The organism is cyanobacterium endosymbiont of Epithemia turgida isolate EtSB Lake Yunoko, from assembly GCF_000829235.1.
GTDB lineage: Bacteria > Cyanobacteriota > Cyanobacteriia > Cyanobacteriales > Microcystaceae > Rippkaea.
The window spans coordinates 2,511,230-2,525,838 of record NZ_AP012549.1 but is presented as its reverse complement, the minus strand read 5'-3'; the positions used below and the strand labels follow the sequence as shown (position 1 = coordinate 2,525,838).

The following is a 14,609-nucleotide window of genomic DNA, read 5'->3' as shown; positions in this document are numbered from 1 at the left end:
TTCTTTTCTAACAGGTTACTAAGTCTGCTGGACAATAAACGACTGCACTAATAGTTTTGTAAATAACTTACAAATAATAATCTCTTTGTTGATGATAATAAGAATAACTATATTATTTAAAATAATCTATAATCGCATATAATTTACTGGAGAAAAAATTTTTTTTACACTGTTTTTTACTTATTTGGGTTTAAAAAAGCGACAGTTTACTAATTATGTAAACCTTTCTAAATTCATGAAAAACTACGATTTTTATTGAATTATTTATTTTTTTGTAAAAATATTATTTTTTAGTAACTGTTAATTTTTACTAAAATTTATATTTTATTAAAAAATTTAAGAATACAGTTTATGTTTTTTGTTTAAAACAAAAAATTAGTTTAATTAGATATTTAAATATCTAATTAAAAGATAAAGTCAATAAATTTCCCTATATTTTTTATAGATAATAGATTATTCGGTAAGTTTATATTAAAGTACTAAATTTTAAAATTATAATATTTTTAAATTATTTTTTATTATTTTACTTACTAATTATTGGTAATATATTGGTCATTAATCAGTTAATCAGAAAAAACCATTGAATAGTATTGCTGAAAAATGATAGTTATTTTGATAAGATTAAGACTACTTTAATCAGGGATAGGTGCAACATTAGACTTATGTCCATTGCTTATATTATTGGACTGGGAAGATCAGGAATTGCCGCAGCCAGAGTACTGAAAACAGACGGATGGGAAGTAGTTTTGAGTGATCGCGCTGACTCCTTACCTCTACAACAAACTCGACAAATATTAGAACAAGAAGGGATCACGGTTAAATTAGGACATGAACTAACTTTGATGGTGGCAAACCCACCTGACTTAATTGTAGTTAGTCCAGGAATTTCTTTAGATATTCCTTTTTTGATAGAAGCGCGCGCTCACGGTATTGATGTTATCGGAGAATTGGAATTAGCTTGGCGATATTTATATAGGTTTCCTTGGGTAGGAATTACGGGTACTAACGGAAAAACTACCACCACTGCCCTAACAGCATCAATTTTTCAAACATCAGGACTCAATGCCCCCTCTTGCGGCAACATTGGACATGCTGCTTGTGAACTTGTTCGATCTTCAGAGAAGTTTGATTGGATTATAGCTGAAGTTAGTAGTTATCAAGGAGAGTCTTTAAAAAAATTAGCCCCCCAAATTGGTATTTGGACAACTTTTACAGCTGATCATCTTGACCGTCACAAAACTTTAGATAATTATTATGCTATCAAGGCATCTATCCTGCATCGGTGTGAATATCAAATCCTTAATGGAGATGATCCTTATTTACATCAAGTGGGATTACATCAGTGGGCTGATGCTTATTGGACAACTACTAAAGGAAAAGATCATTTACTCTGCAATCCTTCTAAAGGAATCTATATTCAAGATAATTGGATAGTTGCTTTTGGGGAATTAATCGCGCCTTTGAATCTTTTTAAAATGGTGGGTTTTCACAATCAACAAAACTTATTAATGGCAGTGGGAGCAGCACGATTAGCAGGAATCAAAAAAGATGTGATAGCTCAGTCAATTTCTGAATTCAAAGGAGTTCCTCACCGGCTAGAACTAATTTGTAATGTGCGGGGAATTGACTTTATTAATGATAGTAAGGCAACTAATTATGATGCAGCAGAAGTTGGTTTAGTTTCTGTTAAATCTCCAGTAATTTTAATCGCGGGGGGGAAAGTAAAAGAAGGGGACAATGACCGTTGGATTAAACAAATTAAAAAAAGAGTTTCTACAGTTTTGTTAATTGGAGAAGCGGCTGAAATATTTTCTCAAGAGTTAAAAAAATCGGGATATGAAACCTATGAAATAGTAGAAACTCTAGAAAATGCTGTTAAACTAGGATTAGAATTAGGGCAAAAACAGAAGGTAAAAGTGGTATTATTTTCTCCCGCTTGCGCTAGTTTTGATCAGTACCAGAGTTTTGAACATCGTGGTGATCATTTTCGACAACTCTGTCAAGAATTGAGTTAGTGATTTGTTTTAAGATTCTACCGAAGAAGAAGAAAATGTACGGTTACGCCACCAAGCTAATAGGGTACTAGCAATAAAAATACTCGAATAAGCCCCAGCAAGAAAGCCAATGATTAGGGCGAGGGAAAAATATTTTAGGGTTTCTCCCCCAAACAGGAAAATAGTCAATAACGGTAATATGGTAGTAACACTAGTATTAATGGAACGGGCAAGACTTTGTTTAACGGAAGTTTCTACTATCTCGTTGATGGAGATGCCAGGCTTTTTGTCTATATTGTCTCGAATGCGGTCATAAATAACTACGGTATCATTAACTGAAAACCCAATAATTGTTAATAAAGCGACCAAAGATAGACTATCAACTTCAATTTCTGTTATTAACCCTAACACAGCAAAAACTCCCACCGTAATGAAAACATCATGAAAGAGAGCAATAATTGCAAAGAAGGCATAGTCGAATTGAAAGCGAACAGTAAGATAGATAATGATTCCGAAGAAAGCCACTAACAAGGCTAGAATTCCTGACTTAAATAACTCTTGTCCTACTGTCGGACCTACTGTATCAATTTGAATAGTTTCCGGGTTAAATTGTCCAATCTTCTTGTTTAAAACTTGTTGTAAGTGAGTGCGTTGGTCAACATCAAGATTTTTACTCCTAATTGATAGAATATTGTTTTCTAATACCTGAATACTACCATTCAGCCCTTGTTGAACAAGAATTTCTCGGACTTTCCCTGTATCGATGGATTTATAACAGGTTTCTTCTGCTGCACAGACTAATTGTAACTGTAGTCGAGTTCCCCCAATAAAGTCTATCCCTGGACGTACAGGCGAGTTGAAGGTAGAATAGGAAATCACCATCGCAATGATTCCAGCAAAAATAAGAAGTGCTGAAATCGACCACCATAAGCGTTCCCATTTAAGAATATGTAATTTCATTGTTTGGTCATTAATAAATTAGTAGAATGTAACAGTTAGGAAATTCATCAATAAAATTTTTTCCTCTTTTCCTTTGAGGGTTTCACTAGTAAATTTAATTTAAGGAAAAAACTAATTAACAGTTTTGGGTAGATTAGGACAAAATAGTTCGGGTTTTTTACGGACTGAGGGCAATCCTAATACCATTAATAGTAAAAGAGTTCGGCTACAAGTAACTGCCGTAAACATACTTACCAATACGCCGATAGCAAGTGTGAGAGCAAATCCCTTAACCAATCCTGACCCTAATCCAAACAAGGCACTGCAAGCAATCAAAGTAGTGACATTACTATCTAAAATACTTGAAAATGCGCGATTAAATCCAGATTCTACGGAACGATACAAACTATTTCCAGATCGCAATTCTTCACGAGTTCGCTCAAAAATTAATACATTTGCATCTACAGCCATGCCAATACTTAAAATAAATCCGGCAATTCCAGGTAGCGTTAAGGTAACGCCAATCAAAGCGTAAGAAGCCAAGGTGTATAAGGTGTAAACCCCCAAGGCTAAATTAGCAATCATTCCAGGAAGACGATAATAAACCGCCATGAAGATTGATACAAGAATCAACCCAGCCACCCCAGCATAAATACTGCTACGGATGCTTTCTTTCCCTAAAGTTGCCCCGACAGTACGGTTTTCTACTACTTCTACCGGAAATGGCAAAGATCCTCCGCGAATTTGAACGGCGAGGTCATTGGCACCATCAATAGTAAAATTCCCTGTAATGACAGCACTACCTCCCGTAATCCCAGTGTTAGCAAATTCCACACCTACAATTGGTGCACTAATCAAGGTATCGTCTAGAAAAATTCCAATACTACGACCGGTTCCCGCCAGAGTTTTCGTAAGTTCGGCGAATTTTTTGCCCCCGTCATTATCAAATTCGATAGCTACCTCCCAACTAGTTCCTGCTTGGGTGGGACTAGGACGAGCATTGTTAAGATTTTTTCCGGTTAAACCGACCGATTTAAACAAATCTAAGATGGCAAGGTTCGATTGTTTAATAGATTGAGTCAGTTCCACAACACGTTCGGTATTTTCATCTAATGTGTCATCCCGTCTTAGAACTGCTAATTCTACTTCTAATTGTCGTTTAATTGTAAATTCTGCTTGAAACTTACCTTCAGTTCCCTGTTTTTGTTCTTTAAACTCCAATTGAGCGGTTCCTCCTAACACTCGCTCTGCCTGTTGAGAATCAGTAACCCCTGGTAACTGGATAACAATTTTATCTTGTCCCAAGGTTTGCACAATGGGTTCAGCTACCCCCAAAGCATTAACTCTATTCCCTAATACAACTTTCTGTGCTTCCAAGTCTTCTGGACTGATATTTTGAATCTTGTCGGTGGGTTTAACTTGAATGGTTAACTGCGCCCCTCCTTTAAGGTCCAACCCTAATTGTAGGGGAATAGCTACTAAAATGGCGATTGCTCCAATAGCTAGGACGGTGATCAAACCAAGGACTAAACGCTGTTGTTGCATGATGATTCCTTTATGAAGTTAGGGAAGAGAGACAGACCACAAAAGATGACCCCCAGTCTTTCCCTTACATTTAAATTTGCAATGCAATTATTTTCTGCACTGCTTCAACAATTTTATGAGGTTGAACAATAGTTAGATTTTCTAGCTTGCCGTTGTAGGGGGTAGGGATATCTTGGGATGATAAGCGAATGACAGGGGCATCCAATTCGTCAAAAAAATTCTCATTAATTAGAGCAATTAATTCAGCGGCAATTCCTCCTGTTTTCATGCATTCTTCCACAATAATCACCCGATGAGTTTTACTAATAGAATTCCCAATGGTTTCTAAGTCAAAGGGTTTGAGGGAAATCAAGTCAATAATTTCGGGGTCATACCCTTCTGGTTCTAATTTTTTCAACGCTTGAAGACAATGATGACGCATTCTAGAGTAAGTTAATATAGTGACATCTTTCCCAGATCGGACGATTTCAGCCTTATCCAAGGGCACCGTATATTCTGTATCGGGAAGTTTTTCTTTGAGATTATAGAGAAGAACGTGTTCAAAAAACAGAACAGGATTGTCATCTCGGATGGCTGCTTTAAGAAGTCCCTTGGCATTATAAGGCGTAGAACAAGCAACAATTTTAAGCCCAGGAACTGCATGAAAATAGGCTTCAAGGCGTTGAGAGTGTTCAGCTCCTAACTGCCGTCCTACGCCCCCTGGACCACGAATGACCATTGGAATTTTAAAGTTTCCTCCAGAGGTATATCGCAACATCCCTGCATTGTTAGAAATTTGATTAAAAGCTAGGAGTAAAAAACCCATGTTCATCCCTTCGATAATGGGACGTAACCCTGTCATAGCAGCACCAACAGCCATTCCTGTAAAGCTATTTTCAGCGATTGGAGTATCGAGAACTCTTAGATCTCCATACTTTTTGTAGAGATCTTTTGTTACCTTGTAGGAACCGCCATAGTGGCCTACATCTTCTCCTAAAACAAAGACCGTTTTGTCATATGCCATTTCTTCATCAATAGCTTGACGGAGTGCATTAAATAATAAAGTTTCTGCCATACATTCACCAGCTAGCGCACTTGTCATCCTATCATTGAAACTTCACATTTTAATTTTTTTGAGAGGCATCGTAACCATGAAGTATTTTTTAGATTATTCTGTAAATGCCCCCTACTCATTTTGAAATGATCAATCCTCAAGCAATTTACGATTTACTCCTAGATTATGGTACCGACACTACACTCATTCAAGAGGTTATTATCGGTTTGACCTGGACTATTTGTCGTGGGAAAAAGATTGGACTGTGTATGAGTCCGACTATTCCAACACGTACCCTTTCCTGGTCAGGAACCCTAGTCAATCAAACCATAGCAGATGTAGCCCCCTGGTTGCGATCCTGGGATGCTTATCAAGCAACGATTGGAATGGCTGCAATTAATGCTGTGATCAATTCTCAGTCTAACCTCTTAGAAACAAGCCAGCCCGTTTTTTCATCTGGTCCAGCCAATTTAGCAGTCTTTGAGCATTTTCTTCCCCAATTGCGAGGAAAACGGGTTTCAGTTATTGGACACTACCCAGGGTTAAACCGTTACGAAACTGAAATGCAAATTAATATAATTGAACTTAAACCAAGTCCTGGCGACTTTCCCGCACCTGCATCAGAATACTTATTACCCGAGTCTGACTGGGTATTTCTAACGGGGACTTCTATCCCTAATAAAACCTTTCCTCGCTTAGTAGAACTTTCTAGGAATGCAAAATTGGTATTAATGGGACCGACAGTTCCTTGGTTAGCAGAGTTAGCTGAATTTGGGATAGATTATCTTGCAGGAGTGACCGTTGTTGATCCCAAGGTTTTACGACAGACTGTTGCTGAAGGGGGTGGAGTTAGGATTTTTGAAACAGGAGTTCAGTACCAATTGTATGATTTTTCCTGATTATTTTGTGTTTATAAAATTTGTTAACTTAAACGAAGTTAACTCTGTTCCTATTATTTCATCCATTTTGTCTCCTTAACCAGTAATAGATCATTAAATTTTCTATAAAAAAGTATCCTAAACTCAAAAAATATATGAGACAATTCGGCTATTAATTATAATTAATAGTCTATGTTAACTGTTGCCATTCCCAAAGGTGCACTTTTGTCCGACAGTATTAAACTCTTTCAAGAGATTGGATTTGATTTTGGTGCTTTTCTCGACCCTCAAAATCGTCAATTGCAAATTATAGACTCTACTAACACTGCTAAAGCATTATTAGTGCGAGCAACTGATGTTCCAGTTTATGTTGAATACGGACAAGCACAACTAGGTATTGTTGGCTATGATTTATTATTAGAAAAAAATCCCGTAGTAGCTGATTTAGCAGATTTAACTTTTGGACATTGTCGAATGTCTGTTGCAGTCTCTCAGTCCAGTCCTTATAAACGTCCTGTAGATCTTCCTCCTCATGGAAAAGTAGCTTCTAAGTTCGTTAATTGTGCTAAAAACTATTTTCATAATTTAAATTTACCCATAGAAATTATCACCCTTTATGGATCAGTTGAATTAGGACCTATAACCGGAATGTCAGAAGCAATTGTAGACTTAGTTTCTACCGGAAAAACATTAAAACAAAATGGCTTGGTAGAAATTGATACATTGTTTGAAAGTACTGCCCATTTAATTGCTCACCCCCTAAATTATCGCCTGAATTGCGATCAGATTAATTATTGGGTTGACAAAATTAGAAAGATTATAATAAGCTAATTATAGCCACAAAATATAGAAAATAAAGCATAATGGGACAATATTTTGTAGCTGTGTTTTTATTTATGAAGATTGAATATTGAAATTAAATAAAGATAAAATAATTATTGTCAATTCAACTTCTTAATTCCGAAGGCATCAATAATTTATAATGTAGTCAAATGTGACTCTCTAATTACTAAACTGACACTGGAAATATAACCTTTTCCTTCCCTACTTAGGTAATATTTTTATCAAAAATATTACTAATATACATAATCTAATTATAGATATTTATTTTTTTTATTAAATACTGTAGCTAAAAATACAGGAACATTTTTGGGCACTTTGATTACCCCATCTTTAAAAATCTTTAATTAATTAAAATTTTCTTTTTTCCTCAAAATATTATCTAGGATATTCATCGAAAGTTAATTCAATAATAGTCAATGTTATAAATTTTTTCTTCTAATTGCCTCTTAAGTGAAAGTATCAGAGACTGTTTATAAAGTAAATCTTAAGATAGCTGTGGGACTTATTAGTCCATCACAATGCACTAAAATTTTATGTGTACTACATTACAGTATAATAAAAGTTACAGTCTACTTTATCTCGTCATAACAAGAGTTTGTCTAATGTATCTTACTTGATGTTTTTTGATAAGTAGTCTCTCAATTATTTTTTCCTAATGCTAATTGAATTAATTGATCGACTAATTCAGGGAAAGAAACTCCAGTTGCTTTCCACAGTTGGGGATACATACTAAAAATAGTAAACCCTGGAAGGGTGTTAATTTCATTGACAAACACTTCTTGGCTATCTTCTATATAAAAAAAGTCTACCCGAGCTAATCCTGCCCCATCTACTGCAGCAAACGCAAGCACAGCCATTTCTTGAATTTGAATAGTAATGGAGTCAGGAAGTTGAGCAGGAATACATAATTGCGCCTTACCACCTGTATATTTCGCCTCATAATCGTAAAAATCACTATTATAAGTAATTTCCCCAATCACCGACGCTTTGGGGTTTTCATTGCCAAAAACCGCACATTCAACTTCTCTAGCTGTTACTCCTGTTTCAACCACAATGCGTCTGTCATAACCTGCTGCATCATCCAAGGCGGCTTTAAGTTCTGAACGTGATCGCACTTTAGCAATTCCTACAGATGACCCTAGGTTAGCAGGCTTTACAAAACAAGGATAAGTTATAGCTTTTTCAATTTTGTCACAAAGTTTGGGAAAAACAGAGGGATTAGACCAGATATCAGCTCGGTCTAGCGCAATATATTCAACTTGGGGTAATCCTACCTGAGCGAAGATCATTTTCATGGCAATCTTATCCATGCCTACGGATGATCCTAAAACCCCGCTCCCTACAAAAGGAGTTTGCATTAAGGTCAATAACCCTTGTATCGTACCGTCTTCGCCATTTGGTCCGTGAAGAATGGGAAACCAAACATCTACTTCACTCACTTGGGGTGGAAATTGCCATAATTGTTGTGTGGTTGCATCTTTACAGCGTAAGGGAGTTTCTTGATCGAGTATCTGTTGTGCGGTATTTCCTGCTCGCCAAACTCCATTTTTTTGAATATATACAGGAAATACCTCGTATTTTTGGTAGTTTTCTGCAGTCTTTAAGGCAGTTGCGATTGCCTTTGCAGACTTGATAGAAACTTCATGTTCTCCTGATCGTCCCCCGAACAATAACCCTACCCGTAATTTGACCATCGACTATACTCCTTGAATCTTTACAAACAGCAATTATACTTTTAGACTAAAGACGACCTATTCTATACTAGGGAAGTTCCAGCACATCAATTGATGAAATAGGGGGAGCCGGTTACTTTTATATTCTTAAGAGTTATAACTTATTTGTATAAATTAACTGTCCTTTTTATTTGATAGCAAAAAGTGAGCTAGGTGATTTATTCTAAACAATTAGGAGATTATGGTATGAATACCTAATAAGATGATAATTTAAATTACTTTACACACATAATATAAACCATAAAATAAGTAATTTTATAAACACTTTTATTAGTGTAATTAGAATAATTTATCTTAGCTAATTTTTTTCAAACTCATTTATTTATTTATGTCACTATTTTAGTGTTTATTAATAAAAAATTTTTATGATTAACGTCAATAACCCTATATTTGAATTAGTAAAATATAGCTAAGATTAACATAATCTTAGGATTTATAAAAAACTATGTTAAGTGTTAACTAATACAATTAAGTATATTTTTCTGTACTTTATTTTCTATAGAAAAAACATAAAATTTTAAAAAATATTTATATTTTTTAAAAAATAAATTTAAATTATAGGATAATATATATTTTTGATTAATATCAATTCAATCAAAGTAAACATAATAATAGAAAATAATCTTGATAAGATTTGCACACAATACTTGCTAAAATACATCATTATAGTTTTAATTTAAAGTATTTAGTTAACACTAATTAAGTGTTTTCATTTTAAAAACACTTATAGTTTATTTTTTTTATAGATAGAATATAAATAAATTTGATTAAATTAAAAAATAAATATTACAATTTATACCCATGGACTCAAATTAAATAATTTTTAATTTTAACAAAGTAAACAAAAGAATTTATTATCTCAATCAACTATAAATTTTAACTATCTATATTCATCTTTTTCGTGGTTAAAATAGGTTATTGTATCGTTAATTATAAACGAATTAATCCAGTTTTAAGCGGGTTTTAAAAATTAATAAATTAACCCAAAAAATACAACAGCTTAAAATGGTATAATGATACAATTATGTTTTTAATTACAATAACTTTAATACTAAAAACTGTAAATATATTCTTAAATTTATTGTATCTGATTTGACAAAAATTTATTTTGGAATAGACAGTTTTTTATGCTTAAGGAATATTTGTAATGGTTAATTCATTATTTTAATAAAGTTTTCTATTAATTAGACTACAATAAATATCAGCTGCTATTGTGTCTATTTATTGCCGAATTAAACTTTTCTTATTTTATTGAAAATCTAATAATGACTGATAGTCAGTCTTGCTCTATTTAGAATATTATTCATTAATATTAAATTTAGTTGAGCACTTTATAATATAAGTTAAACTGTTTAGTTTAAAAAAATTTAATTTAAAAATAACATTGACTGCACTACTAATAATATAAATTTGATTTATATTATTAGTAATTAATAAATAAAACTTATCTATCTTTCGAAAAAAAATTACATTCCCCTAAAAATAATCAGATAATATCGAGAGAATCTAGTTATTTTTTCTAGACATCAAGCTAACATCACCGCAATCATCGTTGTTTCTTATTTTCTAATCCATTTAGTTAATAAAAATACCTAGCCTATGAAACAGCTAGTGTGAAAATATCTTCACTTAAGTCACTTATGCAAGTCGCGGCAATAAATGATTAGCAATTACTATATTTTTCTAGTATATACCTCATATTTTGAGAGAGTCTTATACCATTTTTCCGTCGCTTTATTGGAAAAATAGAATGTTCAGAAAGTTTAGGAAAGGATTTTAATGCTAATTTAAAAAATAAACAACTGATATTCCAAGATGTCATATTGTAATTATAAAAAATCGTTAAGTCTTTAACTTTTCTACTTTCTAAAGTTTAACTCATACCAGAACTGAGCAAGTTTTTATTGAAATCGAGACAAACTTACCAAAAAACATCAAATTTTTGCCCAAAAATTACTATACTTTATGAGCAAGTTAGGATGAAAAAGGAACTAATTTTGCTATTTCTTTTAAACCTGCAACGAGAGTTTATCTTTGCTTGTTTAATAATTGAGGACAAGAAAAATCTATCTCTTTGGAAGTTGAACTCACCTTATACTAAGCTCTAAGTAAGAATATAAGTACTTAATATTAGTCCGTTTATGGTAGAGGAGATACTTGATAATTCATGCTAAGTGCTAGAAAACCGGTACAAGTGGCTAAAAGACCTTGTAAGAAATTTCATTAACCGTGAGCATAATAAGCAATCTAAAGTAATTAACCAATATCAAAATAAGGCTTATATCCGATCTATTTTTAAAATTTAAAAAGAAAAAAATCCTGAATAAGGATAGTTGATTAATACAAGCAGAACATCTAATTGCATTCTTATCAACCTGGACTAAAGATGCTAATCTTGTAGGAATCAATGGTCATTGACTTCTACAGATAATATGCAACTAAACTTCAGGAAATTGGTATAAATAGTCGAAAATAACAGGCTAATGAAAAAGTTAATAAAATAACTAACACTTCAAAAAGTTTGATTGGCATATTATAATTGTCACTTTCAAACCTTTTGGCAACGGAACCGAAATTAATCTTCAACAGTATGGCCTATTCCTTCAATAATTTTTCTAATAGTTTCTTCAGAAGCTGTCGTTTTAACAGTAACAATTTTTGTAGAAACATCAATAGATATGATAGTTTCCGGCTTTTCATTTTTAACTGCTTTAGTAATAGTACTGGCGCAAGCTTCACAGGCAATACTAGGGACTTTTAATGTAAAATTCATAGCACAATTGAGTCATATATTTGAGATTATCTTGATTATAACTCAATCTAAATATTATCGTCGATAATATTTAGATTGAGTTATAATCATTAAAGATTGGAGAGCTATTAATGATTTAAAGCTAGATTTTTATACCTTTTAATAGATAAAATAGATAAATTTAATTTTACGAATTTTTGAAAATGCAATCCATATAATAAAAATAGAAAATTATATTTTTTACAAATTATTTAATTTTTTGAGGATAAAAGCAATACTTTATGAGCATGTACATATTTTGTAAAAGTTATAAATTAAGTTAATAATTGTAATTATTTCTTAATATCAAGGTAGATAGTAATTGACAAGTAATAATTAATTAGTTAGCTTTAATTAAATATTTACAATTGTGTTCTCCTTCATTAATCGAGTGAGTTCTTTCAACAGTACAATCAGGTAAAATTTCGGTAAACATTTCTAGTTCGTAACCGCAAACTGTGGGGTAAGATTCAGCTACTTCAGAAATTGCACAATGATGCTCTGCTAAAATATACTCTTCTTTTAAGGATTGAGAACTATTTTTAGGATTAAATAAGTGTATTTCTGCCATATAACCTTCTTCTTGCCGTAATTTAACTAATTTATTCATTCTTTCATCAAGGGTTCCATTGCCAATGCGCTGGCGATAGTCTTGAGCTTTACGTTTCCATTGTTTGCGTAAAACTTCTCCTACCTTTTGTTCCCCTACCGTTTCAGTGAGAGTCTTGAGGAAAGAAACCGCAAATTCTCCATAGCGATTAGGGAAGTGATCACGTCCTTGTTTACTAAGATGATATATATATTGAGGCCTTCCTAACCCAACTTGTTGAGATTGATGTTCAATTAAGTCCTCAGTTTCCAAGTCTTTAAGATGACGGCGAGTTGCTTGAGGTGTGATTTTCAAAACTTGGGCTAATTCAAAAGCCTTGGCTTTACCATATCTAAGCAAATAGTTCAGAATATCTTCTTTAGTTGAAGAGGGCTCAATAATAGTCATCGTTGCGGTTACTGGCTTATTAAGTGTGACTGAGATAAGCAGTGGTATAGAAACACTAGGAATATCTTAATCATTATGGTTTTATTCCTGATGATTGTTGTCAAAGTCACATTCAAATTTTGTTTGAATGTGACTTTGACAACAATCACGTTGCTATTCTATTGTAGAATAGAGTTGACCAATATAAAAATTGTTTTAATGAACCTAAAGACTTTTGAGAGAGAACTTCTCTATCTAAACTCGTTGCTATCGACCACATGTAATTAAAGCGCGCTTTTGACGATATGAATTGAGAGACCTAAAACATCTGCTTCCAAGTGAGGTAAGTTTATCAACACTTGAAGCTGGCAACTCTTTAGATATACTAAGAGAAATTATTAAATTAAATGGAAACGAAGAACACACAACTTATGAATGATACATCAGTTAAGCTTCTGGTCAATCAACCCTATAAATATGGGTTTGTTACCGATATAGAGTCCGAGAAGATCCCTCATGGTATTAATGAGGATGTTATTCGCCTGATTTCTGCGAAAAAAAAAGAACCGAACTTTATGTTATCTTTTCGCCTAAAAGCTTATAGACAATGGCAAAAGATGACAGAACCAACTTGGTCTCATGTCACTTATCCGCCTATTGACTATCAGAATATTATTTGTTATTCTGCCCCTAAACAAAAGAAAAAAAAATTAGGCAGTCTTGATGAAGTTGACCCGACTTTACTTGAAACTTTTGAGAAGTTAGGTATTCCTCTATCTGAACAAAAACGATTAGGAAACGTAGCAGTGGATGCTATTTTTGATAGCGTTTCTGTAGCAACAACTTTTAAAGAAAAATTAGCTGAATCTGGGGTTATTTTTTGTTCTATTTCAGAAGCTTTACAAGAACATCCCGATTTGGTTCTAAAATATATCGGCTCAGTAGTTCCAGCTAATGATAATTTCTTTGCTGCTCTCAATGCAGCAGTTTTTAGTGATGGGTCCTTTGTGTTTATTCCCAAAGGGGTTAAATGCCCTATGGAACTATCTACTTATTTTCGGATTAACAGCGGAGATACGGGGCAGTTTGAGCGGACATTAATTGTAGCTGAAGAAGAAGCTTCTGTTAGCTATCTGGAAGGGTGTACGGCACCGATGTATGACAACAATCAACTTCATGCAGCTGTGGTAGAGTTAGTGGCTTTAGATAATGCTGATATTAAATATTCTACTGTCCAAAATTGGTACGCAGGGAATGAAAATGGTCAAGGAGGAATCTATAACTTCGTCACTAAGCGAGGTTTATGTAAAGGGGTTAATTCTAAGATTTCTTGGACTCAGGTAGAAACAGGTTCTGCTATTACTTGGAAATATCCAAGTTGTCTCTTAGTGGGTGATAATTCGGTTGGAGAATTTTATTCCATTGCCCTCACTAATAATAAACAGCAGGCAGATACAGGAACGAAAATGCTCCATATTGGCAAAAATACTCGTAGTACCATTATTTCTAAGGGTATTTCTGCAGGAGGTTCTAAAAATAGTTACCGTGGATTAGTAAAAATGGGACGAAAAGCTACAGGCTCAAGAAATTACTCCCAATGTGATTCAATGTTAATTGGAGATAATGCTGAAGCTAATACCTTTCCTTACATTCAGGCAAATAACAATACTTCTACGATAGAACATGAAGCTTCAACCTCTAAAATTGGACAAGACCAATTATTCTACTTTGCTCAACGAGGGATTTCTGAAGAAGATGCTGTCTCTATGTTAGTGAGTGGTTTTTGCCAAGATGTCTTGAGTAAGTTGCCGATGGAATTCGCTGCCGAGGCTGATAGACTTCTAGGTCTGAAATTAGAAAAAACTGTCGGCTAAGCT

General features: G+C 33.5%; 10 protein-coding genes. 4 read left to right on the top strand and 6 right to left on the bottom strand.

Features of this window, described 5'->3' with window-relative positions:
• Nucleotides 1-662: 662 nt before the first annotated feature.
• The gene (gene murD / locus ETSB_RS07910) at nt 663-2,015 is read left to right on the top strand and encodes a UDP-N-acetylmuramoyl-L-alanine--D-glutamate ligase (RefSeq protein ID WP_044107311.1); all 1,353 of its coding nucleotides are present in this window, start codon (nt 663-665) and stop codon (nt 2,013-2,015) included.
• Nucleotides 2,016-2,024: 9 nt separating this feature from the next.
• On the opposite strand, the gene secF is transcribed toward murD, so the two are convergent.
• The 3 genes from secF to ETSB_RS07895 all read right to left on the bottom strand — a co-directional run bounded on the left by secF (nt 2,025) and on the right by ETSB_RS07895 (nt 5,532).
• Nucleotides 2,025-2,954 carry a protein translocase subunit SecF gene (gene secF / locus ETSB_RS07905; RefSeq protein WP_044107310.1) on the bottom strand — a complete coding sequence of 310 codons (930 nt, stop codon included), beginning with the start codon at nt 2,952-2,954 and terminating at the stop codon, nt 2,025-2,027.
• Between the two features lie 111 nt (nt 2,955-3,065).
• Nucleotides 3,066-4,478, bottom strand: a complete 1,413-nt coding sequence (secD, locus tag ETSB_RS07900; protein WP_044107309.1) for a protein translocase subunit SecD — start codon at nt 4,476-4,478, stop codon at nt 3,066-3,068.
• Between the two features lie 70 nt (nt 4,479-4,548).
• Entirely contained in the window at nt 4,549-5,532 is a 984-nt protein-coding gene (locus tag ETSB_RS07895; protein WP_044107308.1) for an alpha-ketoacid dehydrogenase subunit beta, read from the bottom strand.
• A 125-nt stretch (nt 5,533-5,657) separates the two neighbouring features.
• On the opposite strand from ETSB_RS07895, the gene ETSB_RS07890 reads away from it, so the two are divergent.
• The gene (locus ETSB_RS07890) at nt 5,658-6,410 is read left to right on the top strand and encodes a DUF364 domain-containing protein (RefSeq protein ID WP_044107693.1); all 753 of its coding nucleotides are present in this window, start codon (nt 5,658-5,660) and stop codon (nt 6,408-6,410) included.
• 171 nt (nt 6,411-6,581) lie between these two features.
• The gene (hisG, locus tag ETSB_RS07885; RefSeq protein WP_044107307.1) at nt 6,582-7,220 is read left to right on the top strand and encodes an ATP phosphoribosyltransferase; all 639 of its coding nucleotides are present in this window, start codon (nt 6,582-6,584) and stop codon (nt 7,218-7,220) included.
• Nucleotides 7,221-7,870: 650 nt separating this feature from the next.
• Here the strand turns inward: hisG and ETSB_RS07880 are convergent.
• The 3 genes from ETSB_RS07880 to sufR form a co-directional block, all read right to left on the bottom strand.
• Complete coding sequence (locus ETSB_RS07880; protein ID WP_044107306.1) at nt 7,871-8,926, bottom strand: D-alanine--D-alanine ligase family protein; 1,056 nt, start codon at nt 8,924-8,926, stop codon at nt 7,871-7,873.
• Nucleotides 8,927-11,540: 2,614 nt separating this feature from the next.
• The gene (locus tag ETSB_RS07875; RefSeq protein ID WP_044107304.1) at nt 11,541-11,738 is read right to left on the bottom strand and encodes a heavy-metal-associated domain-containing protein; all 198 of its coding nucleotides are present in this window, start codon (nt 11,736-11,738) and stop codon (nt 11,541-11,543) included.
• A 358-nt stretch (nt 11,739-12,096) separates the two neighbouring features.
• Complete coding sequence (gene sufR / locus ETSB_RS07870) at nt 12,097-12,753, bottom strand: iron-sulfur cluster biosynthesis transcriptional regulator SufR (RefSeq protein ID WP_044107303.1); 657 nt, start codon at nt 12,751-12,753, stop codon at nt 12,097-12,099.
• A gap of 410 nt (nt 12,754-13,163) precedes the next feature.
• On the opposite strand from sufR, the gene sufB reads away from it, so the two are divergent.
• Nucleotides 13,164-14,606 carry a Fe-S cluster assembly protein SufB gene (gene sufB / locus ETSB_RS07865; protein WP_044107692.1) on the top strand — a complete coding sequence of 481 codons (1,443 nt, stop codon included), beginning with the start codon at nt 13,164-13,166 and terminating at the stop codon, nt 14,604-14,606.
• Nucleotides 14,607-14,609 lie beyond the last annotated feature (3 nt).

Coding starts and splice junctions, on each gene's coding strand:
- ETSB_RS07890 (WP_044107693.1), top strand. CDS start 5,658: ATGATCAATCCTCAAGCAATTTACGATTTACTCCTAGATTATGGTACC.
- sufR (WP_044107303.1), bottom strand. CDS start 12,753: ATGACTATTATTGAGCCCTCTTCAACTAAAGAAGATATTCTGAACTAT.
- secD (WP_044107309.1), bottom strand. CDS start 4,478: ATGCAACAACAGCGTTTAGTCCTTGGTTTGATCACCGTCCTAGCTATT.
- ETSB_RS07880 (WP_044107306.1), bottom strand. CDS start 8,926: ATGGTCAAATTACGGGTAGGGTTATTGTTCGGGGGACGATCAGGAGAA.
- sufB (WP_044107692.1), top strand. CDS start 13,164: ATGAATGATACATCAGTTAAGCTTCTGGTCAATCAACCCTATAAATAT.
- secF (WP_044107310.1), bottom strand. CDS start 2,954: ATGAAATTACATATTCTTAAATGGGAACGCTTATGGTGGTCGATTTCA.
- ETSB_RS07895 (WP_044107308.1), bottom strand. CDS start 5,532: ATGGCAGAAACTTTATTATTTAATGCACTCCGTCAAGCTATTGATGAA.
- ETSB_RS07875 (WP_044107304.1), bottom strand. CDS start 11,738: ATGAATTTTACATTAAAAGTCCCTAGTATTGCCTGTGAAGCTTGCGCC.
- hisG (WP_044107307.1), top strand. CDS start 6,582: ATGTTAACTGTTGCCATTCCCAAAGGTGCACTTTTGTCCGACAGTATT.
- murD (WP_044107311.1), top strand. CDS start 663: ATGTCCATTGCTTATATTATTGGACTGGGAAGATCAGGAATTGCCGCA.